This is a genomic window from Pseudomonas sp. Irchel 3F3, assembly GCF_900187545.1.
GTDB lineage: Bacteria > Pseudomonadota > Gammaproteobacteria > Pseudomonadales > Pseudomonadaceae > Aquipseudomonas > Aquipseudomonas fortuita.
Window position 1 is genome coordinate 41,320 of sequence record NZ_FYDS01000010.1, and the last position, 24,881, is coordinate 66,200.

At 62.2% G+C, this 24,881-nt stretch carries 30 protein-coding genes; 12 read left to right on the plus strand and 18 right to left on the minus strand.

What is annotated here, in order from left to right:
- Positions 1-53 precede the first annotated feature (53 nt).
- Entirely contained in the window at positions 54-1,052 is a 999-nt protein-coding gene (locus CKW35_RS21385) for an FAD:protein FMN transferase (protein ID WP_095116823.1), read from the plus strand.
- A 204-nt stretch (positions 1,053-1,256) separates the two neighbouring features.
- Complete coding sequence (gene sthA, locus CKW35_RS21390) at positions 1,257-2,651, plus strand: Si-specific NAD(P)(+) transhydrogenase (RefSeq protein WP_016485651.1); 1,395 nt, start codon at positions 1,257-1,259, stop codon at positions 2,649-2,651.
- A 48-nt stretch (positions 2,652-2,699) separates the two neighbouring features.
- On the opposite strand, the gene CKW35_RS21395 is transcribed toward sthA, so the two are convergent.
- The gene (locus tag CKW35_RS21395) at positions 2,700-3,416 is read right to left on the minus strand and encodes a glycerophosphodiester phosphodiesterase (protein WP_016485652.1); all 717 of its coding nucleotides are present in this window, start codon (positions 3,414-3,416) and stop codon (positions 2,700-2,702) included.
- A gap of 31 nt (positions 3,417-3,447) precedes the next feature.
- Positions 3,448-4,032, minus strand: coding sequence for a PilZ domain-containing protein (locus tag CKW35_RS21400; protein ID WP_095116825.1), 585 nt, complete (start codon positions 4,030-4,032; stop codon positions 3,448-3,450).
- Positions 4,033-4,125: 93 nt separating this feature from the next.
- On the opposite strand from CKW35_RS21400, the gene CKW35_RS21405 reads away from it, so the two are divergent.
- The 3 genes from CKW35_RS21405 (at position 4,126) to CKW35_RS21415 (ending at position 7,370) form a co-directional block, all read left to right on the plus strand.
- Entirely contained in the window at positions 4,126-5,376 is a 1,251-nt protein-coding gene (locus CKW35_RS21405) for a lipoprotein-releasing ABC transporter permease subunit (RefSeq protein ID WP_095116827.1), read from the plus strand.
- 7 nt (positions 5,377-5,383) lie between these two features.
- On the plus strand, positions 5,384-6,067 hold the full coding sequence (gene lolD / locus CKW35_RS21410; RefSeq protein ID WP_172901731.1) for a lipoprotein-releasing ABC transporter ATP-binding protein LolD: 684 nt from the start codon (positions 5,384-5,386) through the stop codon (positions 6,065-6,067).
- Between the two features lie 61 nt (positions 6,068-6,128).
- Positions 6,129-7,370 carry a lipoprotein-releasing ABC transporter permease subunit gene (locus CKW35_RS21415; RefSeq protein ID WP_024717337.1) on the plus strand — a complete coding sequence of 414 codons (1,242 nt, stop codon included), beginning with the start codon at positions 6,129-6,131 and terminating at the stop codon, positions 7,368-7,370.
- Positions 7,371-7,491: 121 nt separating this feature from the next.
- Here the strand turns inward: CKW35_RS21415 and CKW35_RS21420 are convergent, their stop codons facing one another.
- Both CKW35_RS21420 and cinR read right to left on the minus strand, forming a co-directional pair.
- Positions 7,492-8,844 (minus strand): heavy metal sensor histidine kinase, encoded by a 1,353-nt coding sequence (locus tag CKW35_RS21420; RefSeq protein ID WP_016485657.1) that lies wholly within the window; start codon positions 8,842-8,844, stop codon positions 7,492-7,494.
- Positions 8,841-9,521, minus strand: coding sequence for a two-component system response regulator CinR (gene cinR / locus CKW35_RS21425; RefSeq protein WP_016485658.1), 681 nt, complete (start codon positions 9,519-9,521; stop codon positions 8,841-8,843). Before cinR ends, CKW35_RS21420 begins: the two co-directional genes overlap by 4 nt.
- A 182-nt stretch (positions 9,522-9,703) precedes the next feature.
- On the opposite strand from cinR, the gene CKW35_RS21430 reads away from it, so the two are divergent.
- Together CKW35_RS21430 and queF are read left to right on the plus strand one after the other, a co-directional pair.
- The gene (locus CKW35_RS21430; RefSeq protein ID WP_016485659.1) at positions 9,704-10,210 is read left to right on the plus strand and encodes a plastocyanin/azurin family copper-binding protein; all 507 of its coding nucleotides are present in this window, start codon (positions 9,704-9,706) and stop codon (positions 10,208-10,210) included.
- Between the two features lie 68 nt (positions 10,211-10,278).
- Positions 10,279-11,109 (plus strand): NADPH-dependent 7-cyano-7-deazaguanine reductase QueF, encoded by an 831-nt coding sequence (gene queF, locus CKW35_RS21435; protein WP_095116828.1) that lies wholly within the window; start codon positions 10,279-10,281, stop codon positions 11,107-11,109.
- 142 nt (positions 11,110-11,251) lie between these two features.
- Here the strand turns inward: queF and CKW35_RS21440 are convergent, their stop codons facing one another.
- A complete protein-coding gene (locus CKW35_RS21440) occupies positions 11,252-11,515 on the minus strand; it encodes a DUF4404 family protein (RefSeq protein ID WP_016485661.1) in 264 nt (87 codons plus the stop codon).
- A 122-nt stretch (positions 11,516-11,637) separates the two neighbouring features.
- On the minus strand, positions 11,638-12,204 hold the full coding sequence (locus CKW35_RS21445; RefSeq protein ID WP_016485662.1) for a hypothetical protein: 567 nt from the start codon (positions 12,202-12,204) through the stop codon (positions 11,638-11,640).
- Positions 12,205-12,405: 201 nt separating this feature from the next.
- Here CKW35_RS21445 and CKW35_RS21450 point away from each other — a divergent pair, with 201 nt between their 5' ends.
- Complete coding sequence (locus CKW35_RS21450) at positions 12,406-13,113, plus strand: VacJ family lipoprotein (protein ID WP_016485663.1); 708 nt, start codon at positions 12,406-12,408, stop codon at positions 13,111-13,113.
- Between the two features lie 30 nt (positions 13,114-13,143).
- Here the strand turns inward: CKW35_RS21450 and CKW35_RS21455 are convergent, their stop codons facing one another.
- The gene (locus tag CKW35_RS21455; protein ID WP_016485664.1) at positions 13,144-13,443 is read right to left on the minus strand and encodes a PilZ domain-containing protein; all 300 of its coding nucleotides are present in this window, start codon (positions 13,441-13,443) and stop codon (positions 13,144-13,146) included.
- A gap of 270 nt (positions 13,444-13,713) precedes the next feature.
- On the opposite strand from CKW35_RS21455, the gene rssB reads away from it, so the two are divergent.
- Positions 13,714-14,895, plus strand: a complete 1,182-nt coding sequence (gene rssB, locus CKW35_RS21460; protein ID WP_095116890.1) for a two-component system response regulator RssB — start codon at positions 13,714-13,716, stop codon at positions 14,893-14,895.
- Positions 14,892-15,374 (plus strand): anti-sigma factor antagonist RssC, encoded by a 483-nt coding sequence (gene rssC, locus CKW35_RS21465; protein WP_013971741.1) that lies wholly within the window; start codon positions 14,892-14,894, stop codon positions 15,372-15,374. The genes rssB and rssC overlap by 4 nt, the downstream gene beginning before the upstream one ends.
- Before the next feature lie 138 nt (positions 15,375-15,512).
- On the opposite strand, the gene CKW35_RS21470 is transcribed toward rssC, so the two are convergent.
- The 3 genes from CKW35_RS21470 to dusA form a co-directional block, all read right to left on the minus strand.
- On the minus strand, positions 15,513-17,363 hold the full coding sequence (locus CKW35_RS21470) for an alkaline phosphatase D family protein (RefSeq protein WP_095116830.1): 1,851 nt from the start codon (positions 17,361-17,363) through the stop codon (positions 15,513-15,515).
- Positions 17,364-17,570: 207 nt separating this feature from the next.
- A complete protein-coding gene (gene tal, locus CKW35_RS21475) occupies positions 17,571-18,497 on the minus strand; it encodes a transaldolase (RefSeq protein WP_023048541.1) in 927 nt (308 codons plus the stop codon).
- Positions 18,498-18,706: 209 nt separating this feature from the next.
- Positions 18,707-19,717, minus strand: a complete 1,011-nt coding sequence (gene dusA, locus CKW35_RS21480; protein WP_095116831.1) for a tRNA dihydrouridine(20/20a) synthase DusA — start codon at positions 19,715-19,717, stop codon at positions 18,707-18,709.
- A 99-nt stretch (positions 19,718-19,816) separates the two neighbouring features.
- On the opposite strand from dusA, the gene CKW35_RS21485 reads away from it, so the two are divergent.
- Positions 19,817-20,944, plus strand: a complete 1,128-nt coding sequence (locus tag CKW35_RS21485; protein ID WP_016485669.1) for a site-specific integrase — start codon at positions 19,817-19,819, stop codon at positions 20,942-20,944.
- On the opposite strand, the gene CKW35_RS21490 is transcribed toward CKW35_RS21485, so the two are convergent.
- The 7 genes from CKW35_RS21490 to CKW35_RS21520 form a co-directional block, all read right to left on the minus strand.
- Positions 20,928-21,206 carry a pyocin activator PrtN family protein gene (locus tag CKW35_RS21490; RefSeq protein WP_016485670.1) on the minus strand — a complete coding sequence of 93 codons (279 nt, stop codon included), beginning with the start codon at positions 21,204-21,206 and terminating at the stop codon, positions 20,928-20,930. The genes CKW35_RS21485 and CKW35_RS21490 overlap by 17 nt on opposite strands.
- Positions 21,207-21,240: 34 nt before the next feature.
- Positions 21,241-21,894, minus strand: coding sequence for a hypothetical protein (locus tag CKW35_RS21495; protein ID WP_095116833.1), 654 nt, complete (start codon positions 21,892-21,894; stop codon positions 21,241-21,243).
- Positions 21,895-21,954: 60 nt separating this feature from the next.
- Positions 21,955-22,188, minus strand: a complete 234-nt coding sequence (locus tag CKW35_RS21500; RefSeq protein ID WP_016485672.1) for a hypothetical protein — start codon at positions 22,186-22,188, stop codon at positions 21,955-21,957.
- A gap of 90 nt (positions 22,189-22,278) precedes the next feature.
- Entirely contained in the window at positions 22,279-22,680 is a 402-nt protein-coding gene (locus CKW35_RS21505; RefSeq protein ID WP_016485673.1) for a phage protein NinX family protein, read from the minus strand.
- Positions 22,677-22,904: a hypothetical protein gene (locus CKW35_RS21510; protein ID WP_016485674.1), complete on the minus strand. Its 228-nt coding sequence runs from the start codon at positions 22,902-22,904 to the stop codon at positions 22,677-22,679. Before CKW35_RS21510 ends, CKW35_RS21505 begins: the two co-directional genes overlap by 4 nt.
- Positions 22,901-23,155 (minus strand): hypothetical protein, encoded by a 255-nt coding sequence (locus CKW35_RS21515; RefSeq protein ID WP_016485675.1) that lies wholly within the window; start codon positions 23,153-23,155, stop codon positions 22,901-22,903. The genes CKW35_RS21510 and CKW35_RS21515 overlap by 4 nt, the downstream gene beginning before the upstream one ends.
- A complete protein-coding gene (locus CKW35_RS21520) occupies positions 23,152-23,634 on the minus strand; it encodes a hypothetical protein (RefSeq protein ID WP_016485676.1) in 483 nt (160 codons plus the stop codon). Before CKW35_RS21520 ends, CKW35_RS21515 begins: the two co-directional genes overlap by 4 nt.
- 172 nt (positions 23,635-23,806) lie before the next feature.
- On the opposite strand from CKW35_RS21520, the gene CKW35_RS28645 reads away from it, so the two are divergent.
- The gene (locus tag CKW35_RS28645) at positions 23,807-24,109 is read left to right on the plus strand and encodes a hypothetical protein (protein ID WP_016485677.1); all 303 of its coding nucleotides are present in this window, start codon (positions 23,807-23,809) and stop codon (positions 24,107-24,109) included.
- 207 nt (positions 24,110-24,316) lie between these two features.
- On the opposite strand, the gene CKW35_RS21530 is transcribed toward CKW35_RS28645, so the two are convergent.
- Positions 24,317-24,880: a hypothetical protein gene (locus CKW35_RS21530; protein ID WP_016485678.1), complete on the minus strand. Its 564-nt coding sequence runs from the start codon at positions 24,878-24,880 to the stop codon at positions 24,317-24,319.
- Between the last annotated feature and the right edge of the window lies 1 nt (position 24,881).

The following is a 24,881-nucleotide window of genomic DNA, read 5'->3' on the forward strand; positions in this document are numbered from 1 at the left end:
GCTCGATATGCGCCATACCCCAAAGCCCAAGCCAAGCACCCAGGAACCGAACCTTGCGCACAGCCTTACTGTTCATTTTCCTGCTGCTCACCGCCTGCAACCAGGGCCCCACCCTTGAGCGCCTGGGCGGCCCGACCATGGGTAGCAGCTACAGCATCCAGTACGTTCGCGAGCCTGGCGGCCCGGCGCCGGCCCAGGTGCAGGCAGCGGTCGAAACCATTCTTGGTGAAATCGACCGGCACTATTCGACCTACCGCGGCGACTCTACCGTCAGCCGGTTCAACCAGTTGCCCGCCAACCAGTGCCTGGCCCTGCCACCCGACATGCTTGAACTGGTTGCCCTTGGCCAGCACCTGGCCGAGCAGAGTGAGGGTGCCTTTGACCTCACCGTTGAACCCTTGCTTGACCTGTGGGGTTTCGGCCCCCAGGCCCGCCATGAGCGGGTACCCGACCCGCAAGCCGTGGCCCAGGTTCGTCAGCGTGTGGGTTACCGGCACTTGCATATCGAAGACCAGGCCCTGTGCAAGGACGCCCCGGTGCAGCTCGACTTCAATAGCATCGCCGCCGGCCATGCCGTGGACTTGATCGCTGCGCGCCTGCGCGCCATGGGTATAGCCAGTTTTGTCGCCGAAGCCACTGGCGAGCTCAAGGCGGTTGGCCGCAAGCCCGATGGCAGTCCCTGGCGCATCGCCCTGGAGTTGCCCCGTGAAGACCGCCAGATCGCCCGGCAGATCATTGCAGTCAATGAGCTTTCAGTCTCAACCTCGGGTGACTATCGGCACTATTTCGAGGAGAATGGCCGGCGTTATTCGCACACCTTCGATGCCCGCCTCGGGCGCCCCGTGCAGCACGACCTGGCTGCAGTCACCGTACTGGACGCCTCGGCGTTGCAGGCCGACGGCTATTCGACACTGCTGCTGATCCTTGGCCCTGAGCGTGGCTGGGATTTTGCCGTGGCGCACGGCTTGGCCGCGGTATTGGTGACTCGGGCCGAGGGTGGCTTCGTCTCTCGAGCTACGCCCGCATTCGAACGGGCGGTGAAAAGCGATTGAAAGCGCAGGCAGGGATGATGGCCGCCAGGGAATGGGTGAACCAAATGTAGTGCGGGCAAAATTGGCCTACGACGCGACCAAGGGTTAATGTGCGCGGCGTTCAGGCTTGATTAGACTGCACCCGAATTTTCTCATGACGCCCCGGCGGCATGATCGCGTCCCGCGAGCGACCGTGGCTTGCGGGCCAGTTCTGAAGGAGTACGCATGGCTGTCTACAACTACGACGTAGTGGTGCTGGGTTCCGGCCCGGCCGGTGAAGGCGCGGCAATGAACGCCGCCAAAGCAGGGCGCAAGGTAGCGATGGTCGATGACCGTCGCCAGGTCGGTGGCAACTGCACGCACCTGGGTACCATCCCGTCCAAGGCACTGCGTCACTCGGTGCGGCAGATCATGCAGTTCAACACCAACCCGATGTTCCGGGCGATCGGTGAGCCGCGCTGGTTCTCGTTCCCGGACGTGCTGAAAAGCGCCGAGAAGGTGATTTCCAAGCAAGTTGCATCGCGCACCGGCTACTACGCCCGCAACCGTGTTGATGTGTTCGTCGGCACCGGCAGCTTTGCCGACGAGCAAACCGTTGAAGTGGTGTGCCCGAACGGTGTAGTTGAAAAGCTCAACGCCAAGCACATCATCATCGCCACCGGCTCGCGCCCTTACCGCCCGGCCGACATCGACTTCCACCATCCGCGGGTCTACGACAGCGACACCATCCTCAGCCTCAGCCACACCCCGCGCAAGCTGATCGTGTACGGCGCCGGTGTGATCGGTTGCGAGTACGCGTCGATCTTCAGCGGCCTGGGCGTGCTGGTAGAGCTGGTGGATAACCGTGGCCAACTGTTGAGCTTCCTGGATTCGGAAATTTCCCAGGCACTGAGCTACCACTTCAGCAACAACAACATCACCGTGCGCCACAACGAAGAGTATGAGCGTGTCGAAGGCCTGGACAACGGGGTGATCCTGCACCTGAAGTCGGGCAAGAAGATCAAGGCCGACGCCTTGCTGTGGTGCAACGGCCGGACCGGCAACACCGACAAGCTGGGCCTGGAGAACATCGGCATCAAGGTCAACAGCCGTGGCCAGATCGAGGTCGACGAGGCTTATCGCACTACCGTGCCGAACATCTACGGCGCCGGTGACGTGATCGGCTGGCCGAGCCTGGCCAGTGCCGCCCATGACCAGGGGCGTTCTGCGGCTGGCAGCATCGTCGACAATGGCAGCTGGCGCTTCGTCAATGACGTACCGACCGGCATCTACACCATTCCGGAAATCAGCTCGATCGGCAAGAACGAGCAGGAACTGACCCAGGCCAAGGTGCCATACGAAGTGGGCAAGGCCTTCTTCAAGAGCATGGCGCGTGCGCAGATCGCCGGCGAGCCGCAGGGCATGCTGAAGATCCTGTTCCACCGTGAAACCCTGGAAATCCTCGGCGTGCACTGCTTCGGCTACCAGGCTTCGGAGATCGTCCATATCGGCCAGGCGATCATGAACCAGCCGGGTGAGCAGAACAACCTGAAGTACTTCGTCAACACCACGTTCAACTACCCGACCATGGCCGAAGCCTATCGGGTAGCTGCCTACGATGGCCTGAACCGGCTTTTTTGAGCGGCTCCGACCGGTGGCCTGAGCCGGTCGGAGAGACCGATTTCAACCCTACCCGAGGGTGGTCTTGGCCAAACCGGGAAAGTCTGTAATCAGGCTGTCCACGCCAAAGTCCGCGAGCCGGCGCATCAGTGCCGGCTCGTTGACCGTCCACACCGATACGTGCAAACCCTGGCCCTGCGCTTTAAGCAGGCGCTCGGGGGTGCACAGTGTCCAGTTCAATGCCAGCAGTTCACAGCCGTAGTTCTGCGCTACCTTCAACGGGTCGAGCCAGGCGTACTCGGCGACCAGCCCGCGCTTCACGTCTGGCACCAGCTCCAGGGCGGCGCCCAGCACTTCGCGTGAGCTGGAGGTGATGGTGACCTTGTCCAGCAGGCCATGCTGCTGGGCCAATTCGCGAATTGCCAACACGGTGGTGGCAGCACGGGTGCGCGAGGCGCTTTTTACCTCAAGCTGCCAGTGCTCGAACGGGCATTTTTCGAACAGCTCTTCCAGTTTCGGTATAGGGCAGGGCTGCACGTGGCCCGGGCCGCCTTTGCGCGCATCGATCTTCATCAAGTCGGCGGCCGGGTGGTCGACCACCTTGCCGCGTCGGCCAGTGGTGCGCTTGAGGGTGGGGTCGTGGATCACCATCAGCTCGTTGTCGGCCGACAGGTGCAGGTCCAGTTCGCAGCGGGTGACGCCGTGGGACAGGCACTGGCGGAAGCTGTGCAGTGTGTTCTCGGGTGCTTCGCCCTTGGCGCCGCGATGGCCGTAGATCAGGGTCACGTTCGTTCCTTCAAATCAGAGAAAAACAGGGTCATGGGGCGGGATCGTTCTGTTCCAGCTGCTGGCGCCGCTGTTGTTGCTGGCGCTGCAGGATATAGCGAGCCAGCAGTTGACGCTGGGCGTCGGTCATGTCGATGAATTCGGTACCGACCTCGAAGCCGCCCGCGGGGCGCGGGTCGCAATGGGTGACCTTGCCGCGCAGCAGCAAACCGTGGGCGCGGGGCATCAGCACCATCTTCACTTTCACCCGGGTGCCAGGGGCAACCTGCGTGGCCTGGGCGAATTCGATACCGCCTTCGGAAAGCACGACCGGCACCGGCTGGCCTACTTCGCCGAGCAGGGTCTGGGCGACGACTGCACTGAGCAGGTCGAGGCGTTTGTTCTGCGCCCGCAGGAAGGCCGCGAGTGTGCGGTCCTTGTCGCTCAACTGACGCAGCAGGTGCTGCGACTCGAAGTCGGACAGGTGCAGCTCGCTCAGCAGGTTGAACAGCGGAGAATCATCTTGCAATACATCTGGCTCAAGGGCTTCGGCCGCACTGAGGGGGCTGATTTGAAGTGCGACCCGGTCTTCGATGCGGTAGTATTCGCGGCGATCTTCTTCGTCTAATGTCGTCATGGCGAACCCAAGGTAGCGGCGGTGGTCCGAGTGTAAAGCCGCCGTAGGCGCCTCGCCACAAGGACGTTCCCTTTCATCCGAACAAGCCCCGACATGTTCAGACCTCTTTTCGCATTCATAGGCACGCGTTATACCCGTGCCAAACGCCGTAACCACTTCGTCTCGTTCATTTCCCTGACCTCGATGATCGGCCTCGCCCTGGGCGTGGTGGTGATGATCGTGGTGCTGTCGGTGATGAACGGCTTCGACCACGAGATGCGCACCCGCGTGCTCGGCATGATCCCGCATGCCACGCTGGAGAGCGGCCAGCCCATTGCCGACTGGCCGGCCCTTGCCCAAGAAGTAAAGCAGAATCCGCAGGTGGTGGCGGTTGCGCCGTTCACCCAGATGCAGGGGCTGCTGACCCATGACGGCAAGGTGCAGAAGGTGCTGCTCAACGGCATCGACCCGGCCCGCGAGCGCGAGGTGTCGATCATCGACAACTTTGTCCTGCAAGGCCGCCTCGACCAGCTGGCGCCGGGTGAGTGGGGCATCATGATCGGCGACAAGGCTGCGGCCAAGCTGGGGGTGGGCATTGGCGACAAACTCACCTTCGTCGCCCCCGAGGTCAGCGTGACGCCGGCCGGCATGTTCCCGCGCATGAAACGCTTCACCGTGGTTGGCACCTTTCACGTCGGCGCAGGGGAGATTGACGGTTACCTGGGGCTGACCAACATCAGCGACCTTTCCCGCCTGCACCGCTGGAAGCCCGACCAGGTGCAGGGCCTGCGCCTGAAGTTCGACGACCTGTTCCAGGCGCCGCGCGTGGCCTGGAGCATCGCACAGCAGCTGGGCGACCAGGAGTTCTACAGCCGTGACTGGACCCGCACCCACGGCAACCTGTACCAGGCCATCCGCATGGAAAAGGCCATGATCGGCCTGCTGTTGCTGCTGATCGTGGCGGTGGCGGCGTTCAACATCATTTCTACCCTGGTGATGGTGGTCAACGACAAGCGCGGCGACATTGCCATCTTGCGCACGCTGGGCGCCACGCCCGGCCAGATCATGCTCATCTTCATGGTCCAGGGCACGGTGATCGGGGTGATCGGTACCCTGATCGGCGCCGTGGTCGGGATCGTTGCTGCGCTGAACGTGAGTGCGGCGATCGCCGGCATCGAGAAGCTGATCGGGCACAAGTTCCTGAACGCCGACGTGTACTTCATCGATTACCTGCCGTCGCAGATCCAGTCCCAGGACGTGTACATGGTCTGTGGTGCGGCGCTGGTCCTGAGTTTCTTCGCCACCCTGTACCCGGCCTGGCGTGCGGGCCGCACCCAGCCTGCAGAGGCGCTACGTTATGAGTGAGTCGCGCATGAGTGATAAAGCCGTTCTGAGTTGCCGCAACCTGGGCAAGTCTTACGACGAAGGCCCGGAATCGGTGAAGGTACTGTCCGGGCTCAACCTTGAGCTGCATGCCGGTGAGCGGGTGGCCATTGTCGGTAGCTCCGGTTCGGGCAAGAGTACCTTGCTCAACCTGTTGGGCGGCCTTGATCGGCCCACACAAGGCAGCGTATGGCTGGCTGGCGAAGAGCTGTCGGCCCTGGGTGAACGTGCCCGTGGCCTGCTGCGCAACCGTGAGCTGGGCTTTGTCTACCAGTTCCACCACCTGTTGCCGGAATTCACCGCCATCGAGAACGTGTGCATGCCGCTGCTGATCGGCCGCACGCCCATCCCTGAGGCCCGGGAACGTGCCGAGGCGCTGCTCAAGCGGGTGGGCCTGGGCCACCGCCTGAACCACAAGCCGGCCGAATTGTCTGGTGGTGAGCGCCAGCGGGTGGCGATTGCCCGGGCACTCGTCAACCGCCCCGGCCTGGTGATGCTCGATGAGCCTACCGGCAACCTCGACCACCATACCGCACAAGGCATCCAGGAACTGATGCAGGAGCTGTCCAGTTCGTCGCGCACGGCGTTCCTGGTGGTGACCCATGACCTCAACCTGGCGCGGCAGATGGACCGTGTATTGAAGCTCGACGACGGCCACCTGGTGGCGATCTGATCGACTGCTCGGGGTGGCAGGTGCCGCCCCGTTTTCCTGTTTTCATTGGGTGATTTCGTACATGTTCAGACCCTTGCCCATCTTCATCGGCGCGCGCTACACCCGAGCCAAGCGGCGCAACCACTTCATCTCGTTCATCTCGATGACCTCGATGATCGGCCTGTCGCTGGGCGTGCTGGCGATGATCGTGGTGCTGTCGGTGATGAACGGCTTCCAGCGCGAAATGAGCTCGCGCATTCTCGGCCTGGTACCGCATGCCGCCATCCTCGGCGTGCAGCCGCTGGACGACTGGCACAAGGTGGCCGACGCAGCCTTGCAGAACCCGGCGGTGATGGCGGCTGCGCCGATTACCGAAATGGAGGGCATGCTGTCGTACAAGGGTGCGATGCAGCCGATCCAGGTGGGCGGTATCGACCCGGCCGAAGAGGGCAAGGTCTCGATCGTTGGCCAGCACATTGTCCAGGGCCGCCTGCAGGACCTGCAGCCGGGTGAGTTCGGTGTGGTCATTGGTGAATTGACCGCACGGCGCTTCCGCCTGAACACCGGCGACAAGCTGACCCTGATCGTGCCGGAAATCAGCAAGGAGCCGGGTGGCATTACCCCGCGCATGCAGCGCCTGACCGTGGTCGGTATCTTCAAGGTCGGTGCCGAGCTGGATGGTTCGCAAGCCTACATCCACGTCGCCGATGCCGGCGAGATGCAACGTTGGGCACCGGGCCAGGTGCAGGGCGTGCGCCTGAAGCTGCATGACCTGTATGCCGCGCCGCAGGTGTCCAAGGCGATTGCAGCCGGGCTGGGTGACGCCTACCGCGCCGATGACTGGTCGCACACCCAGGGCAGCCTGTTCAGCGCCATGAAGATGGAAAAGACCATGATCGGCCTGCTGTTGATGATGATCATCGCCGTGGCGGCCTTCAATATCATTGCCACCTTGGTAATGGTGGTGAACGACAAGGGGCCGGACATTGCCATTCTGCGGACCTTGGGCGCCACGCCCGCGCAGATCATGGGCACGTTCATGGTCCAGGGCAGCCTGATTGGTGTTGTCGGGACGCTGATCGGCGGCGTGCTGGGCGTGATTGCGGCGTTCAATGTCAGCCAGATCGTGGGTTGGCTGGAGCGGGTGAGCGGGCAACACATCTTTACTTCGGATGTGTACTTCGTCAGCAGCTTGCCGTCGCAATTGCAGTGGGGCGATGTGGTGATGATCTGCACGGCGGGGTTGGTGATGAGCTTCCTGGCGACCATTTACCCGGCTTATCGGGCGTCGCAGGTGCAGCCGGCGATTGGCCTGGCGGTTTGAGGTAGGTTCCAGGGCCTTATCGCCGGCAAGCCAGCTCCCACAGGTACCGCGCAGGCTCTCGGCTTGATGCGTACCCGTGGGGGGCGGCTTGCCGGCGATGGGCCGCGAAGCGGCCCCATTTTCACCGATCCTGGCTGAACTCGATCACGAACCGTGTCCACCCATCTTCACATTCCGCCCGAATGCCCCCGCCATGGGCCTGCACGATCGACCGGGTAATCGCCAAGCCCAACCCAGCATGCTCGCTACTGCCTTCGCGCCGTGCCGGGTCCACACGGTAAAAGCGGTCGAACAACCGCGGCAAAGCAGCTGGCTCGATGGCCGGCCCGGTATTGGCCACGCTGATTCTCGGCCCAGGCGCCAGCGTCACCCTTATCTGCCCGCCCGCCGGGGTAAAGCGCATGGCGTTATCCAGCAGGTTGGACAGCGCCCGGCGCAGCATATGCCGGTCACCGTGCAACACGGCCTCCCCCTCGCGCAGCATCTGCACATTGTTGTCTTCGGCCAGCGGCGCGTAGTACTCCAGCAGCGCATCCACCTCGTCATGCAACGCCAACGGCGCTTGCCCCGGTACCAGCAAGCCGTGATCGGCCTTGGCCAGGAACAACATGTCGTTGATCATTTGCGCCATCCACTGCAGTTCTTCCAGGTTGCCATGCAGCGCTTCGCGGTACTCCTCAAGGCTGCGTGGGCGGGTGAGGGTAACCTGGGTATGAGTTAGCAGATTGGACAGCGGCGTGCGCAACTCGTGGGCTATGTCGGCAGAAAATGCCGACAGGCGCTGGAAGGCATCGTCCAGGCGCTGCAGCATGGCGTTCATGCTGGTGGCCAGTTCGGCCAGCTCTTCGGGCATTTGCGCCACCGGCAGGCGTGTGGTGAGCGAGCGTGCCGACACGCTGGCGGCCACCTGGCCCATCTGCCGTAACGGGCGCAGGCCGCTGCGTACCGCCCAGGCGCCGAGCAGCGCGGTGGCCAGCGCTGAAAGGCCGACCGTCAGCCAGATCAGGCGTTGCATGCCCTGCAGGAAATGCTGGTGGTGGGTGATGTCGAGGTACAGGGCCAGTTGTGGCGACTGCACGGCGCCCTGCGCCAGGTGCACAGCCAGGCTGCGGTAGTCGGTGCCTTGTGCATGCAGGGTGGCCAGCCCGGCGGGCAGCGGTGCCTGCGGTAGCCCGGTGCGGCTTTCGAACCAGGTGGTGCCGTCGCTGCCGCTGATGCGCAGGGCCAGGTCGGCCTGGTGGCTCAGCTCATCGCGCAGGGCGGGCAGGCGTGCCTGCAGCTCGGTTGGGGTGGCGATGCCAGCCAGTTGCGTACGGAACAGTGACAGGCGCGAGTCCAGCAGTTGCTGGTCGAGTTCGACGAAGTGCTGCTCGCTGGCCCGGCTGAACAACACGCCGGCGCCCAGCGAAACGGCGGCGGTGCAGGCGGCGAACAACAGGGCCAGACGGCTGCCGAGGGAAACCCTGCGCATCATTCCGTGCGCTCTTCGAGCACATAGCCCATGCCACGTACGGTGTGGATCAGCTTGTTGGGGTGCGGGTCGTCGATTTTCAGGCGCAGGCGGCGGATCGCCACTTCGATCACGTTGGTGTCGCTGTCGAAATTCATGTCCCACACCTGCGAGGCGATCAGCGATTTTGGCAATACCTCGCCTTGGCGGCGCAGCAGCAGTTCGAGCAGGGCGAACTCCTTGGCGGTCAGGTCGATACGCTGGCCGGCGCGCTCGGCGCGGCGGCGGATCAAGTCCAGGCGCAGGTCGGCCAGGTTCAGGGTGGTGTCCTGGCTGGGGCTGGTACCGCGGCGCAACAGGCTGCGCACCCGGGCCAGCAGTTCGGAAAAGGCGAACGGCTTGACCAGATAGTCGTCGGCGCCCAGCTCCAGGCCATGCACGCGGTCCTCGACGGCATCGCGGGCGGTGAGGAACAGTACTGGCGTATCCAGGCCGGCCTGGCGCACGGCCTGGAGGATCTGCCAGCCGTCACGTCCAGGCAACATTACGTCGAGGATCAGCAGGTCGTGGTCGCCGGTCAGGGCCAGGAACTGGCCGGTTTCGCCATCGGTGGCCAGCTCAGTGGCGAAGCCGGCCTCGCTCAAGCCCTGGCTGAGGTACTGGCCGGTGCGGGCCTGGTCTTCGACGATCAGCAGTTTCATGCACTGTCCATAATCTGAAAGTTTGTGCCTGCCCTGTGGAAGCGGGTGATGTAGTGGCTGAAATGATACGTGACGAAGCGCAGGCACGCCCAAGCTGACAAAGTTGTAATCTCCCTGTCAGGTAGCTGCCAGTCGCCCGTGACTAAGGTGGCCTCATCCTGTTGTACATTTCCGGAGTCATCATGAAACGCCTGTTCATCGCCGCCCTTGCCTTGGCCAGCCTGCCGACCTTTGCCGGCGAGGCGCAAACTTTCGCCTTTGGCGAGCCGGCCCCGGCGAACAAAGCCACCCGCACGGTCAACGTGGTGCTCAAGGACATCGCCTTCGAGCCCAGAAACCTGCAGGTAAAAGCCGGCGAGACGGTGCGCTTCGTGCTGGTCAACGAGGGTAAGCTGCCGCATGAATTCAACCTGGGTGACAAGGCCATGCATGCCGAGCACCAGAAGGAAATGGTCGCCATGCAAGGCAAGCTGTTCACCGAGGCCATGAACCACGAAGGCATGGACCACGGCCAGATGATGGGTCACGGCGGCGGCCATGGCCACGGTGGCGGCAACACGGTGCTGGTCATGCCAGGCCAGCGCGCCGAGCTGACCTGGACCTTCCGCAAGTCGGCGCCCATCGAGTTCGCCTGCAACGTGCCGGGGCATTATCAGGCTGGCATGGTCGGGGCGTTGACCATCGAGTGACTTGCGCTCCAAGGCAGGGTGCAAAACCGGTAGACTAGGGGCAATTTCGAACCTCTAGGTCAGTTTCCATGCATCCTGCTGCCGAACACTCGCCGCTGGGCAAGTCCAGCGAATACATTGCCACCTACTCCCCGGAGCAGCTCTTCCCGATCCCGCGTACCGCCAAGTGGGCTGAGCTGGGCGTCACTGCACAGACCTTGCCCTGGCAGGGCGTGGATTACTGGAACTGCTTCGAATTGAGCTGGCTGCTGCCGTCGGGCAAACCGGTGGTGGCGATCGGCGAGTTCGCCATCCCGGCCGATTCGCCGAACATCATCGAGTCCAAGTCGTTCAAGCTGTACCTCAACTCGCTGAACCAGACGGTGTTTGCCTCGCTGGGCGAATTGCAGGCCTGCCTGGAGAAAGACCTGTCTGCCGCGGCCGGCAAGCCGGTGGGGGTGAAGGTACGTACCTTGACTGAAGTCGAGGGCCAAGGCGTGGAGGCCTTGCCTGGGCTGTGCATCGATGCGCTGGACGTTGCCATCAGCAACTACGAGCAGCCGCAGCCTGAGCTGCTGCGCTGCACCCCGGAGCGAGTGGTAGAAGAAACCTTGCACAGCCACCTGCTGAAGTCCAACTGCCCCGTTACCGGCCAGCCGGACTGGGGCAGTGTGGTGGTCGAGTACAAGGGCAGGGCGCTGGACCACGCCAGCCTGCTGACCTATCTGATCAGCTTCCGCCAGCATGCCGACTTCCATGAGCAGTGCGTAGAACGCATTTATCTGGACTTGAAGAACCTGCTGCAGCCCGAGCACCTGACGGTGTATGCGCGGTATGTGCGCCGGGGTGGGCTGGATATCAACCCGTACCGTAGCACTGGGGCGATCAGCCCGAAGAATGTGCGTCTGGTGCGTCAGTAACTCTGACCGGACTGGGGCCGTTTCTCGGCCCATTCGCGGGGCAAGCCCGCTCCCACAGGTGCCGCACTGCCCTCAAGTGCAGCGAATAGCCTGTGGGAGCGGGCTTGTCCCGCGAATGGGGCGCGAAGCGGCCCTTGCTGTATCAGATACCCATGCTGTGCAGCGAGTTGGCAATGCTGCGCAGGGTGGCGGTAAGGTCTGGGTGGTCAGCCTCGAAGCGTTCGATTGCCAGGTTCACGCCATCCACCAGGTTGTTGTCTGGCGTGGCTTCCTCCAGTTTCAGTTGCGCCTCGATCTGGCGCGCTTCTTCGTGCAGCGCAGCCAGTTCGTCTTCCGAAAGCGGTACGTTGCGGTCCAGTTGCTCGCGCAGGCTGTTCAGGCGCTTTTGCAATTCGCGGGCAGGCATGGGTAGTTCTCCATCAATGGCTTGGCAAACCATGGACCTTAGCGAAGCGGCAAAGGTTCTGGTCTGCCTTCAGCGTAATCCACCTGAAGCTGCTTTGCATGATCCGCATCAAGGGTGCTGTATCAAGGTTTTTCACCTTTGCGCCGGCGCTGGGTGATGTCCTGCAGGCAGGTATCCAGCGCTTCCAGGTGGTCGATGACCGAGTGCACCCCCAGGCCGAACAGTTCCAGCGTCGCCTTGCCACGGGCCGCGTCCTGTTGCTGTGAGGTCATGGCTTGCCATTGCCGAGAGCTGCGATCGCAGAATGGGCTGCAGGCGGCCAGGCCAACTGTCCACAAGCCGGCGTTAAGGCCGGACTGCAGCAGTTGTGGGTTGCCGCTGACCAGTACGCAGCCGTCCAGGCGTTCGCTTTCCAGGGTCATCAACGCCTGCCAGCAGGCGTTGGGCGCCGGCCAGCGTACGCCGTTTACCGAATGCCCCGGCAGCCAGTCGGGCAGTACGTGTGCCAGGCGCTTGCTTTGGGTGGCGCTGAGGTCATCCAGCCAGATGCACGGCACCTGGTGCTGGCGCAGGCTGGCGAGGGTAGCCAGGGCGCCGGGGGCGGGCGAGGGGGCGCTACCATTGGCCGCCTGCACCAGGCAGCCGCGCAAGCCGAACAGCACAGCAGTGAAGGCGGGTGCAGCGTCCATGGCAACTTCCCCCAAATAGTCCGCAGGCTATTCGTTGATTGTTACCGCCCTGTGACATCGGCCCTTGTGCAACAGTTGTTCACAAAATATTGAACAAACATGTGTAAAGCTGTTTATCAGCCCGCAAGCCTCTATACTGCCGCCTTACCAGCAGCGCGACCCGTTGCGCTTGCGGCCGAGAAATTCGATGGAGAGACATCTATGCGTAGGATCGGTGCCAGTGTGATCGAACGAGTCACCCAGGCCTGTGTCTGCGCCAGCATGCTGCTGGCGCCCGTGGCAGCCACCCAGGCAGCCACCGAGGAAGATCCCTGGGAAGCGGTCAACCGGCCGATCTTCCGCTTCAACGATACCCTCGACACCTATGCCCTCAAGCCGTTGGCCAAGGGCTATCAGGCGGTCACGCCGCAGTTCCTTGAAGATGGCATCCACAACATCTTCCGCAACCTGGGCGACGTGACCAACCTGGCCAACGACGTGCTGCAGTTCAAGCCTCATGCGGCGGGTGTGGACACTGCGCGGCTGATCGTCAACACCACCTTCGGCCTGGGCGGTTTCTTCGATGTGGGCACCAAGATGGGCCTGCAGCGCAATGACGAGGACTTCGGGCAGACCTTGGGTTACTGGGGTGTGCCGAGCGGCCCTTACGTGGTTATCCCGCTGCTGGGGCCAAGCACGGTGCGTGATGGCGTGGCCAAGTACCCCGACAGCTACACCAAGCCTTACCGCTACATCGACCATGTGCCGACGCGCAACTCGATATTCGCCCTGGACGTGATCGACACGCGTGCCGACCTGCTGTCCGCCGAGAAGCTGATTCAGGGTGACAAGTACATCTTCATTCGTAACGCCTACCTGCAGAACCGCGAGTTCAAGGTCAAGGATGGCGAAGTCGAAGACGACTTCTGATCTGTGAACAGGGCCGCAATCGGCCCCTGTTCAATGCATGGCCAGCACGCGCAACCCGAACTTCTGCTGCCCACCCGGCTGGTCGGCAATCCATACCACCTCAGTGCTGGCGTGCAGCCCTTTCAACGCCGGGTGGTCGGAATCGATGCGCACCTCAATCTGATCGCCCACCTGGAAGCGTTGCGGGGCCTGCACCTGCATGCCGCTGCTGGACAGGTCCAGGCACACGGCGGAAATCACCTGGCCTTCATGCAGCAGGCTCACCGCAGTGTCGATGCGCATGCGGATGAAATCGCGTTTTTCACTATGGCTGGAGGGCGTGTGGGGCATGCTGCATCCTTCCCATTGGGGTGCGCTAGTCGACTTTCTTATAACTCCCGGTGATTTGCCCTGTAAAGAGCGGCGAGGTCGACCGTTGCATGCTTGAAACGCCTGCCGGATGGGAGTACCGTCTGCGCCTTACAAGGTACCTTTGACAGTTGCCGGGCAGGTGTTCTTGTCCTACAACTCAAGTAGAGTGTGACCACCAAGAATTCCCGTAGCTGGCCGTCTGCTTTGCCGACACCGCTGCACCAACCCAAATCGGCGCCGTTCGCCCACATGCAGAAAACCAGTGCAACGCTGCTGATTATCGATGATGACGACGTGGTCCGTGCGAGCCTCGCCGCCTATCTCGAAGACAGTGGCTTCAGCGTCCTCCAGGCCGGTAATGGCCAGCAGGGGCTTCAGGTCTTCGAAGAACACCAGCCCGACCTTGTGATCTGCGATTTGCGCATGCCGCAGATGGGCGGCCTCGAACTGATCCGTCAGGTCAGCGACCGTGCGCCGCAGTTACCGGTGATCGTGGTGTCTGGTGCCGGCGTCATGAGCGATGCGGTGGAAGCGTTGCGCCTGGGCGCCGCCGACTACCTGATCAAGCCGCTGGAAGACCTGGCCGTCCTTGAGCATTCGGTGCGCCGTGCCCTCGACCGCTCGCGTCTGGTGCTGGAAAACCAGCGCTACCGCGACAAGCTCGAAGCGGCCAACCGCGAGCTGGAGGCCAGCCTGCACCTGTTGCAGGAGGACCAGACCGCCGGTCGCCAGGTGCAGATGAACATGCTGCCGGAAAGCCCCTGGGTAGCTGGCGAGTTCGCGTTCGAGCACCAGATCATCCCGTCGTTGTACCTGTCGGGTGATTTTGTCGATTACTTCCGCGTGGACGAGCGGCGCATCGCCTTCTACCTCGCTGATGTTTCCGGGCATGGCGCCTCGTCGGCCTTTGTCACCGTCCTGTTGAAATTCATGACCACGCGACTCATGTTTGAGCTCAAGCGCAGCAAAATGCGCGAGTTCAAGCCGTCCGAAGTGCTCAGTCACATCAACCGCGGCCTGATCAACAGCAAGCTGGGCAAGCACGTCACCATGGTCGGCGGGGTGATCGACGAAGAGTCTGGTCTGTTGACCTACGCGGTGGGTGGGCATTTGCCGCTGCCAGTGCTGCATACCCCGGCGCACACCCGTTACCTGGAAGGCCGGGGCCTGCCGGTGGGGCTGTTCGACGAGGCCACTTATCAGGATCTGGTTGTTGAGCTGCCACCGCAGTTCAGCCTTAGCCTGATGTCCGATGGCATTCTGGACCTTTTGCCGGGTGATACGCTCAAAGATAAAGAAGCCGCCTTGCCGGAGATCGTCAGGGCAGCAGGTGGCAGCCTGGATGGGCTGCGTCAACGATTCGGATTAGCTACGCTTGGGGATATGCCGGATGATATCGCCCTATTGGTGTTAAGCAGGAACCTTCAATGAGTACCGGTAGAATCCAGTTCGCCGAGCAGAGCGGCACCTTCGTACTGAAGTTCGTCGGTGAAGTGCGCCTGACCCTGTGTTCGGCCTTGGATGCGACGATCGAGAAAATTTTCACTGCGTTGAACTTCTCGGCGATTGTCATCGACCTCACCGAAACCGAGAGTATCGACAGCACTACCTTGGGCCTGCTGGCCAAGCTGTCGATCCTGTCGCGGCAGAAGGTCGGCCTGTTGCCGACCGTGGTCACCACCAACCCGGACATTTCCCGGCTGTTGCAGTCGATGGGCTTCGATCAAGTGTTCAACATTGTCGATCGCCCGATTCCTTGCCCTGAGTGCCTGACCGACCTGCCGTCGCAGGACCAGAACGAAGACGTGGTGCGTTCCAAGGTACTGGAGGCGCACAAGATCCTCATGGGCCTGAACGACTCCAACCGCGAAGCCTTCCATGACCTGGTCAATGCGCTGGAGCGGACCTGATCGTTAACCTGCGCCGGCCCATTCGCGGGCTTGCCCGCTCCCACAGGTGCTGCGTAGTTTTCAAGCGGTACACCGCCCCTGTGGGAGCGGGCAAGCCCGCGAAAGGGCCGGCACAGGCAGCAGAATTTCTCGAGCAGACTATTTTCCGCCAATAAACTCGGTAGCCTCACCCCCACCAGCATCCAGCTGATACACCCGTGCCGGCCGCCCCTGCTCATCAAAGAACACCTGCCCCAACCCCGCACCGTTCCACAACCGCTCCCCGGCCTTGCTGTGGCTCGGCGTACGTGGCACTACTTCCATCTCCCGACGCTTGGTAAACCAGTTCAGCGGCGAGCGTGGCGCATACAGCCAGCGGTTGAGCCGGTCGAGCACGTCGAGCAGGCGCCGGGGGAACTCGTTCTTGATTCCGCTGCTGGTCACCTGCCACAAATGCGGGCTGCGCTGGCGGTGGCGGATCATTACTTCATAGACAAACGAGTAGTGCACATCCCCGGACAGCACCACGTAGTGGCCCGGCGTACGCGAGTGGCGGAAGATGTTGAGGATGACCTGCGCCGCACCGCGGTGGGCCATCCAGTTTTCGGCATCCACCAAAAGCGGATACCCCAGCCAGCTGAACACCTTCTGCACGGTCTCGATCAGCTTTACGCCAAAAATCGGCGCAGGCGAGACGATGACCGCTGATGGGTGGTCGAGCAGCGCGTGCTGCAATTCGCTAAGCGCTTCCCAGTCGAGCAGGCCGGATGGCTTGGCCAGGTTGCTTTCGCTGCGCCAGCGCCGGGTACGGGTGTCCAGCACCAGCAAGGGTGGGTTTGTTGGCAAGCTGAATTGCCAGCCCTGAAAGCGCAGCAGATCGCCGATCAGTTCATCGCGGGTTTGGCTGTTCGACGCCTGGCATTGCCTGACCAGTGGCTTGCAGCCGTCCGGATCGTTGCCCCAGGCTTGGCACAGCAGGTAGCCGAGCAGGGCATTGCCGATGATCCGCCGTGAAAACGGGTGGCCGTAGGCGGTTTCTTCCCATTGTGCCGAGAGGTTCCAGTCATCGGTGATGTCGTGGTCGTCGAAGATCATCAGACAGGGCAGGTGGGCCATCACCCGCGCCACCTGGCCGAGGTTCTCGGCAAACGCCTGAATCAGCGGCAGCTCCTGCCGGTAACGCGCCTGGCGCTGGTCGCTGAGCCCGTCGGGCATGACCATGTCCACCCACTGCCAAGGCACGGGTGACCAGACCAGCAGGTACATGGCCATGACTTCGGCGAACGTCACCAGGTGGTTGTCGGCATTGCTGGACGAAAAGATCGGCTTGCGCTTGCCGCCGAAAAAGCGCTCGCGCAGGGTGTCGTTCGTTTCCTGCGCCGGCAACAGGTCGGCGCGGTGGTAGTAGCTGGCCGGGTGCTGGTACAGCGCCTGGCTATCAGGCACCACTGCGCCATCCAGTTGCTCGTCGAACAGGCCCAGGCGCTCGATCAGGCGATGGATAGCACGCAGCATCGGGCCGGCAACATCGTCGGCGTACACCTGGTCGCCGGTCATCAGTAGCACGGCCGGGCGATCTTCGGGTTGCTTGCAGGCTTGCAGCAAGCGGTCGGCGCACAGCAGGCCATCGATGGCGGGGTGGTGGGGCTTGCGGCAGGAGCCGTGCAGCAAGTGGTCGAGCCGATCGCGCAGCACCAGGCTTGGGCGCTGGGTGCCGGGGTAGAGCAGATGCGGCCCCCATCCAGCGATGCCCTGGCCATTGATCAGCAGGTCATAGTCGAGCTGCTGGTTGCGGGGTAGGGCATTGTCGAAGTGGATATCCAGCAGGTGGATGAAGGCGTGCTGGCCGACCGGGACGACCTGGCAATCCACCGTGGCCTCGCTTGCCGGGAGGATGAATTCGGGTTGCAGCGGTTGGGTAGCGACCAGCCAGATGGCCAGGCGCTGGGGTTCCAGGCGGCGCAGTACCGGGCCGGCGAGTACGAGGGGCAAGGGGGTAGAGGAGGTCATCGACAGCTCGGGTGGCTTATCGGGCCCCTTCGCGGGTAAACCCGCTCCCACAAGTACAGCGCCAATTTCAGGCCTGCGGGTATGCGTGTGGGAGCGGGTTTACCCGCGAAGAGGCCCTGGAATTCAATTCACAACTAAAGCTTGGCAAAACAAAAACGGGCGGAAAATGCTGAACACTTCCCGCCCATCAGGCAAACCGGATATGTATCAGGCTTTTTCAGCCATCAACTTCTCCAGCTTCTCCTGGTCCCGGGCAAACTGGCGGATACCTTCGGCCAGCTTTTCGGTGCCCATGGCATCTTCGTTCATCGCCCAGCGGAACTGGCTTTCACTCAACTGCTGCTTGGCCTCACCGGCATTGCCCGGCTTGAGCACGCGCGGCAGTTCACCCTGATCGTCGCTCAGTTGCTGCAGCAGTTCGGGGCTGATGGTCAGGCGGTCGCAGCCGGCCAGTTGTTCGATCTGGCCGAGGTTGCGGAAGCTGGCGCCCATCACCACGGTGTTGTAACCATTGGCCTTGTAGTAGTTGTAGATGCGCGTCACCGATTGCACGCCAGGGTCCTCGGCGCCCACGTAATCCGTGCCGGTGCTCTTTTTGTACCAGTCGTAGATACGACCCACGAACGGCGAAATCAGGAACACCCCGGCATCGGCACAGGCCTGGGCCTGGGCGAAGGAGAACAGCAGGGTGAGGTTGGTCTGGATGCCTTCCTTCTCCAGCTGCTCGGCAGCGCGGATGCCTTCCCAAGTGGAGGCCAGCTTGATCAGCACGCGGTCTTTGGAGACCCCGGCTGCGTCATACAGGCCGATCAGCTGGCGGGCTTTGTTCAGCAGCGCCGGTTCATCGAACGACAGGCGTGCATCCACCTCGGTCGAGATACGCCCGGGAATGACCTTGAGAATGCCCGAGCCCACGGCCACCGCGAACTTGTCGCAGGCCAGGTCGACATCGCCCTTGGCATCGGCCTTCACCTGCTTGAGCAGGTCGGCGTAGCCCGGGATGGCGGCAGCCTTGAGCAGCAGCGACGGGTTGGTGGTGGCATCGACCGGCTTCAGGCGGGTGATGGCATCCAGGTCCCCGGTGTCGGCGACCACGGTGGTGAACTGCTTCAGTTGTTCCAGCTTGGAAGTCATGGGCGTGCTCTGTCCTGTGCATTTACTCGACATTACCCGAGCCCCGACAGCCGCTCAAGGGCCTGTAGAAGCGGGCTTGCCCACGAAGGGCCGTACGTAAGGTGAAGATTCGAGTGCCCGGCTGCCTTGAGGTTCCACATACTCGTCTGAGCGGCCTTGTGTCGCGACAGGGCGCTCCTACAACGGCCGTGTCGCGTGCACGGGTAGTATCACCGTCCTTGCAGCAACTCCACCGCCTGGTCAAACACTGCCAGCGGCTGCGCCGCCTTGTGAATGTCTGCCGAGAGCAACTGACGGAAGCGCCGCGCCCCCTTGAACCCTTGGGCCAGCCCCAGAATATGCCGGGTAACGTGGTGCATCGCGCCGCCACTTTCCATGTGCGCCACAATATAGGGCCGCAATTGCGCCAGCACTTGGCTACGGCTGACCACCGGCGCATCGCTGCCAAACAGCCGCTGGTCCACCTCGGCCAGCAGGTAAGGGTTGTGATACGCCTCACGCCCGAGCATTACGCCATCAAAGGTTTCAAGGTGTGCCTGGCATTCTTCCAGGGTCTTGATCCCGCCGTTGAGCACGATCTCCAGGTCCGGGAAGTCTGCCTTCAACTGCGCTGCTACTTCATAGCGCAGGGGCGGAACCTCGCGGTTCTCCTTCGGCGACAGTCCTTCCAGAATCGCGATGCGCGCATGCACGGTAAAACTCCGGCAGCCGGCTTCGCGCACCTGGCCGACGAAGTCGCAGAGTTCGGCATAGCTGTCGCGGCCATTGATGCCGATGCGGTGCTTGACCGTCACGTGTGTCGACACCGCATCACGCATGGCTTTCACGCAATCGGCCACCAATGCCGGGTGAGCCATCAGGCAGGCACCGATCATGTTGTTCTGCACCCGGTCGCTCGGGCAGCCGACATTGAGGTTGACCTCGTCGTAGCCCGCGTCCTCGGCCAGGCGTGCGCAGGCGGCCAAATCGGCGGGCACGCTACCGCCCAGTTGCAGGGCCAGCGGGTGCTCGGAGGCATCGTGGCGCAGGAAACGGTGGGCGTCGTTGTGCAGCAGGGCACCGGTGGTGACCATTTCGGTGTAGAGCAAGGTTTGCTTGGACAGCAGGCGCAGGAAGAAGCGGCAGTGGCGGTCTGTCCAGTCCATCATCGGCGCAACAGAAAACCTCCTAACTACCGTATTGCCTGAGTTTCCGGGGTTTTCTGCTTGTTTCTGTGGCATTTCTCTATCTCTGTTTTTTGCTACTTTGTTCCGGTTTTTGCTGGTTTTACTACTGCTGTTGCTACAATGTAGCAACTCCAATCAGCCGTGTAGCAAATCATGGGAACCATCACGCAGCGCAAGCGCAAGGACGGGTCTTCGGGCTTTACGGCCCAGATCCGGATCATGAAGGAAGGGAAGGCAGTTTATCAGGAAAGCCAGACGTTCGACCGGAAGGCGACGGCGCAGGCCTGGATCAGGAAGCGTGAGGCCGAACTGTACGAGCCGGGCGCCATTGAGAAAGCCAAACGGAAGGGCGTGACGGTCAAGCAGATGATTGACCAGTACCTGGCCGAGTACGAGAAGCTGCGGCCGCTGGGCAAGACCAAGCGTGCAACCCTCAAGGCTATTGGTGAAAGCTGGCTTGGCGAGGTTGCAGACCAAGACCTGACCAGCCAGAAGCTGGTTGACTACGCCATGGACCGGATCGAGAAGGACGGCATCCAGCCACAGACGGTTGGCAACGATCTGGCGCACCTCGGTGCCGTACTGTCCGTGGCCAGGCCGGCCTGGGGCTATGAGGTTGATCCGCTGGCCATGCCTGACGCCCGGCGCGTATTAAAGAAGCTGGGCGCCGTGACCAAAAGCGTTGAGCGCAACCGCCGACCGACCAGGGATGAACTGGAAAAGCTGATCAGGTACTTCCAGAAGGTGCGCGATGCCAGGCGCCAAGAGATCGACATGGTGCGGGTGGTGGTCTTCGCGCTGTTCTCCACCCGGCGCCAGGAAGAGATCACCCGGATTCGCTGGGCTGCGCTCGATGACCAGGAGCAATCGGCGCTGATCACCGACATGAAGAACCCGGGCCAGAAGTACGGCAACGACGTGTGGTGCCACATGCCCGACGAGGCATGGCGCATTTTGCAGTCCATGCCAAAGGTTGCCGACGAGGTGTTTCCGTACAACTCCAGGTCGATATCGGCGTCCTTCACCAGGGCCTGTCATTTCCTTCAGATTGAAGACCTTCACTTCCACGACCTGCGCCACGATGGCGTAAGCCGTCTGTTCGAAAAAGGGTGGGATATTCCGCGTGTGGCCAGCGTGTCGGGCCACCGGGATTGGAACTCGATGCGGCGCTATACGCACCTGCGGGGGAAGGGAGACCCCTATGAGGGGTGGGAGATGCTGGAAGAGGTTGTAACGGGCCCCGTTATCGAGGCCCAAAAGAGGGTCAAGAGACACGCCTGAGGCCGCGACCCATGAGCTTGTCCTGCTCAGCTTTAGCCTTCTCGCGCTGGTTGTCGATGTAGGCGGCCAGGTCCGTCAGGTGCACACCGCGTGCGCCTTTCTGGCTGGGCTCCATCCACACCAGCGGCAAGTTGATTTCGCCCCGGGCCACCTTGGCCTTGAGCTTGGTTGGGGTGATATCGAAGTAGTCCTTGCAGACCAGGTCGATTGGGATGATGGCCTGGCCGTTGTACTGGGCCATCAGCAGGAAGGCGGTATTCATGTTGGTCTCCACGCCGCCGGTGGCGGCAGGTTGGTTATTCGTCTTCGTCTTCGTGTTTGTCGGAGCGGCCTGTTACTTCAATGGCGAAAGCTCGCCACTTCTGTTGATCGGCCTCACTCATTTCGCCCCATGGCCCTGCGCAGTCCTGCTCTACCAGCTCGCCCGCCTTGAGCTTCAGCGTCCCGCAGTTGCTGCCGATGTCCTCGTCAGCGAACACGACAGTGATTTCTTCGGTCGGGTGGAGGGCAGAAAGCGCCTTGAAGACCGGTAGCGGCGAGCTCCAGGCCGTGTCGAAGCGCAGTCGGCAGCCTTCAACGTCGATCTTCTGGCTATAGGCGTTCCATTTGGTGCCCCAGGCTTGCCGGGCGAAGTCCATGCAGTGCATGAATCCGGTCTTGCGGTGGTTGCGCAGCATCTGCACAAACTGCTCAAAGCTCTCGTCGCTGAGCTTTGTAACCGTGGAAGTTTCGCGACTGTGCCGCTGCATGTCCGCAACCAAGGGGTGGTCGCTCAGGGGTAGATTGATAGCTGCCTCAGCCGCGGTTTCTGCTGCGCCGCATATACCGTCCCAGGCGAACTCACCTTCAAACTTGATGATCTTGCCGAAGTCGATCCGGCCTTCTTCGTTGATCAGCGACGTGAGGACGTGATCTGGCGCGCTGACTTTGTTGGTAACGTGGTTTGGCATGGCAATAGCTCTCCATGCCCGCGCATGTCGGCGGGCTTGAGTTGTAGGGGGGAGGGGGGGTTAAGGCTGGGCGTTTCGTGAAAGCGCGTGCGCCAGGTGACGGGCATACGTGGAAACGGCGCGCCAGTAGGCGGCCATCGGACCCTTGCGGCGCAGCCAGGAATTTTCAGCCTCGGCGTCGGCCTGGGCGCGCAGTTCGCGGAGCACTGCTTCTATCCGCGCACGATCTTGCGCGGGAAGGTCCAGCAGGGCTTGGCCTGCTGGCAGCTTCAGCAGCGGGTTGATATAGCCCATAGGGCCTCTTGGCTGATTGTGGCCTGGTGAGCGCTCATCGCGGCCCCCTGTAGATCAGGTAGGCCATGAGTAGTGGTGCTGCGATCGGTATCAGGAACATGGCATCAGCTCCTTCGGCACCTGGACGGTATCGCCGCGGATGAGTTCGACGATGGACCGGCACACCGCTACTGGCGTCGTATCCCCCCAGCCTTCACCCTCACGGCACGAGCCAGTCCGCCACGTGATGGCAACACTCTCGCCGTCCGCGCTACGCTCCACCAAGCGCACGTACTTGTCTTGCAGGGCGCCGGCCAGGGACCAGTCCTCCCACGGGTTGTAGCGTTTGGTGTGCTCGATGGCCTGGCCCCGGTACCGGGCGAACACCCGCCAGGGCACACCGTTGTACCCGGGGGGCTCCAAGTACACGTCCAGCCCTTCAGCCTTGCCGACTGCCCATCCGAGCGCCTCGCCGACCAGGTCTGCCGTCTTCACTTCGATCAGGTCGTTCATGGTCGCATTGTCTTTGCCGCATCACGATCCGTTACGGAAAACAGCTTGTATCCCTCCGGCGTGTTCTCTGGTGAGCGCGCGGCATCCATTACAGCGAGGATGTCGGATGACCCGATGTCATCCGAGCTGACGCTGAAAATCCGCTTGCCCGCCTTGGGGTTGGTCGAGAAAGCGTGGGCCAGCGAGTAGCCGATCACGCGGTATTCCATGATGAATGTCGTCACAGCTGATACCTCTCATCAATCCAGCGCCCAGGCGCCAATGCGGGTGTAGGTTCGGGTTGTGTTTCGTGCGGGGAGAGCTGGCGCTGGTTGCCGGCCTGCAGCTGGCTGTCGGGGATGATGCAGCTGATGCCGACGCCGTTGAGCACGTAGCAGGTGACGCCGCGCTTGCTGTCGTGCTGCACGTCGATGAGGTTCTCGGTTGCGCTGGCGCCGGTGGCCAGCAGCAGGAGGCAGAAGGCGAGGCGGATCATGGCTGAACCGCCGGAAACTCTATCAGCGTCGTGCTTCCTTCCTCCGGGTATTCATCGGTCGCGATGTGCAGCCCGTGGACTTTGTTCCCATCGTCGTCCAGCACGTAGCCGACCCACAGCCGGCCATCGGTGTACTGCCCAAATTGGCCACCTTCTTCCTGGTCGGTGTCGCCGCAGTGGAAATTGATGACGCCGATGAGGTCCTTGCTGAGCAACATGCTTTGCGGTACTAAAGCGAAGCCGTCCGGCACGCGGGGCTGCTGCAGTATTTGGCGCAAGTTGCGTACCTCTTCGATCAGGGCCAGAGCTACGGCCGGGTCGGCCAGGACCAGGTAACGCTCATCGGTTCCCAGCAGGTCGGCGTCTTCGATCATTCCCTTCCAGCCGTGGGAGCGGATCACATCCTCGGCAGCGGCCTTGGCGGCGACATGCAGAGCGTCCAGATCGATGGAGTCGAGAGCAGTTTTTTCTACAGGCAAGGTCGTTCCTTGGCCGCCATATCGCGGCAGTGAATAGAGGGGAGAGGGGTTAGGAAGAATGGTGATGGCCAATAGTCTGATTCAGATCACGAAACAGGCAGGTGCGGTTGCTAACCGCTTCGGTTTGGCTATGGTAGGGTGATCCATACAACTAACGTCGAAGGAGGACGGCATGAGAATTCGCGGTGATGTTTTTTGGTCTTGGGCTGACCCGACGCTTCACCATAGGACTCATGACGAAACACTCGACGATGGAACGTTCATAGATGTCCAAGTGCGACTGTCGCGCACGGGCAACACGCAGATGTTCCTCGGCGTTTATGCGGCGGGTGGAGCTCCCCTCCACGAAGAGGCGTTCGACTCTCGTCCAGGCGAATCGATGACCAGGGCATTAGCGTGGGGCGTGGGGCGTGCTCGCCGAATCGCCACCGAGGGCCTGGCTGCAACGAATAAGCTTGCGGCCTGCTCGAAATAGAGGAGCGAGGGGTTACAGCTGGCGGAGTACAAATGTGCTCCGCTCAGGGATTGGCGCCGGCCAGTTCGGTCTTGCCGCCACACGCATCGCACGCGCGGTCAGTTGGTTGCTCCACCTGGCATGCTTGGCACGACCAGGTCGGCGAGCTTGGTCCTGCGCTGGCGGATAGGGCGTCAGCGATTCGGCGGGGTCCGTAGGCTGCGTCCTTCAGCCTGGCGTCTGCGGTGTCGACGCCTTGTCCACTGGGGCCCGGGTCATTTTCTTGTCTTCGTCCTGCAGGTCTGGCAGGGCGAATAGCGGCGCGCCGATCAGGTGAGCAGCCATCCGGATCAGCTTGCGTGAGTTGTCGCGCAGCAGCGTATCCCGCTCGGCCAGCCTTGCGAGCAGTTGTTCAACTTCAGTGGCAGCTCTGACAAAGGCGAGGTCCGACTCTACAAGCTCCGTTCGGAGCCTCTCATGATCGCCAAGGCCCGCGCATGGGCCCAGGGTAACCACTGGCAGGCCCATAGCAGCTGCATCCCGCTCTGCCTCTTCTTTGGTCCACCAGAAGGCAGTACCAACCATCCAGGCTATAGGCTCGGGGTGGGGCTGCGGGGCTGGCTCATTGCAGGGCTCGCAAAGATGCTGGATGGCTTGTTCCTGAAGTTCGTCGAGCGGCATCTGCAGAAGGGCGACGCTGTTAAGCCACTCGCGCGGCACGCTTACCATATCGATGATCCCCTCGATATGGTCATGCTGCTCGATGGTGCTGGATCGGTTTTCTGTGGGCATG

Excerpts from the sequence above, each read along its gene's own strand:
- sthA (WP_016485651.1), top strand. The coding sequence starts at position 1,257 with ATGGCTGTCTACAACTACGACGTAGTGGTGCTGGGTTCCGGCCCGGCC.
- CKW35_RS21400 (WP_095116825.1), bottom strand. The coding sequence starts at position 4,032 with ATGACGACATTAGACGAAGAAGATCGCCGCGAATACTACCGCATCGAA.
- CKW35_RS21405 (WP_095116827.1), top strand. The coding sequence starts at position 4,126 with ATGTTCAGACCTCTTTTCGCATTCATAGGCACGCGTTATACCCGTGCC.
- lolD (WP_172901731.1), top strand. The coding sequence starts at position 5,384 with ATGAGTGATAAAGCCGTTCTGAGTTGCCGCAACCTGGGCAAGTCTTAC.
- CKW35_RS21415 (WP_024717337.1), top strand. The coding sequence starts at position 6,129 with ATGTTCAGACCCTTGCCCATCTTCATCGGCGCGCGCTACACCCGAGCC.
- CKW35_RS21420 (WP_016485657.1), bottom strand. The coding sequence starts at position 8,844 with ATGATGCGCAGGGTTTCCCTCGGCAGCCGTCTGGCCCTGTTGTTCGCC.
- cinR (WP_016485658.1), bottom strand. The coding sequence starts at position 9,521 with ATGAAACTGCTGATCGTCGAAGACCAGGCCCGCACCGGCCAGTACCTC.
- CKW35_RS21430 (WP_016485659.1), top strand. The coding sequence starts at position 9,704 with ATGAAACGCCTGTTCATCGCCGCCCTTGCCTTGGCCAGCCTGCCGACC.
- queF (WP_095116828.1), top strand. The coding sequence starts at position 10,279 with ATGCATCCTGCTGCCGAACACTCGCCGCTGGGCAAGTCCAGCGAATAC.
- CKW35_RS21440 (WP_016485661.1), bottom strand. The coding sequence starts at position 11,515 with ATGCCTGCCCGCGAATTGCAAAAGCGCCTGAACAGCCTGCGCGAGCAA.
- CKW35_RS21445 (WP_016485662.1), bottom strand. The coding sequence starts at position 12,204 with ATGGACGCTGCACCCGCCTTCACTGCTGTGCTGTTCGGCTTGCGCGGC.
- CKW35_RS21450 (WP_016485663.1), top strand. The coding sequence starts at position 12,406 with ATGCGTAGGATCGGTGCCAGTGTGATCGAACGAGTCACCCAGGCCTGT.
- CKW35_RS21455 (WP_016485664.1), bottom strand. The coding sequence starts at position 13,443 with ATGCCCCACACGCCCTCCAGCCATAGTGAAAAACGCGATTTCATCCGC.
- rssB (WP_095116890.1), top strand. The coding sequence starts at position 13,714 with ATGCAGAAAACCAGTGCAACGCTGCTGATTATCGATGATGACGACGTG.
- rssC (WP_013971741.1), top strand. The coding sequence starts at position 14,892 with ATGAGTACCGGTAGAATCCAGTTCGCCGAGCAGAGCGGCACCTTCGTA.
- CKW35_RS21470 (WP_095116830.1), bottom strand. The coding sequence starts at position 17,363 with ATGACCTCCTCTACCCCCTTGCCCCTCGTACTCGCCGGCCCGGTACTG.
- tal (WP_023048541.1), bottom strand. The coding sequence starts at position 18,497 with ATGACTTCCAAGCTGGAACAACTGAAGCAGTTCACCACCGTGGTCGCC.
- dusA (WP_095116831.1), bottom strand. The coding sequence starts at position 19,717 with ATGCCACAGAAACAAGCAGAAAACCCCGGAAACTCAGGCAATACGGTA.
- CKW35_RS21485 (WP_016485669.1), top strand. The coding sequence starts at position 19,817 with ATGGGAACCATCACGCAGCGCAAGCGCAAGGACGGGTCTTCGGGCTTT.
- CKW35_RS21490 (WP_016485670.1), bottom strand. The coding sequence starts at position 21,206 with ATGAATACCGCCTTCCTGCTGATGGCCCAGTACAACGGCCAGGCCATC.
- CKW35_RS21495 (WP_095116833.1), bottom strand. The coding sequence starts at position 21,894 with ATGCCAAACCACGTTACCAACAAAGTCAGCGCGCCAGATCACGTCCTC.
- CKW35_RS21500 (WP_016485672.1), bottom strand. The coding sequence starts at position 22,188 with ATGGGCTATATCAACCCGCTGCTGAAGCTGCCAGCAGGCCAAGCCCTG.
- CKW35_RS21505 (WP_016485673.1), bottom strand. The coding sequence starts at position 22,680 with ATGAACGACCTGATCGAAGTGAAGACGGCAGACCTGGTCGGCGAGGCG.
- CKW35_RS21515 (WP_016485675.1), bottom strand. The coding sequence starts at position 23,155 with ATGATCCGCCTCGCCTTCTGCCTCCTGCTGCTGGCCACCGGCGCCAGC.
- CKW35_RS28645 (WP_016485677.1), top strand. The coding sequence starts at position 23,807 with ATGAGAATTCGCGGTGATGTTTTTTGGTCTTGGGCTGACCCGACGCTT.
- CKW35_RS21530 (WP_016485678.1), bottom strand. The coding sequence starts at position 24,880 with ATGCCCACAGAAAACCGATCCAGCACCATCGAGCAGCATGACCATATC.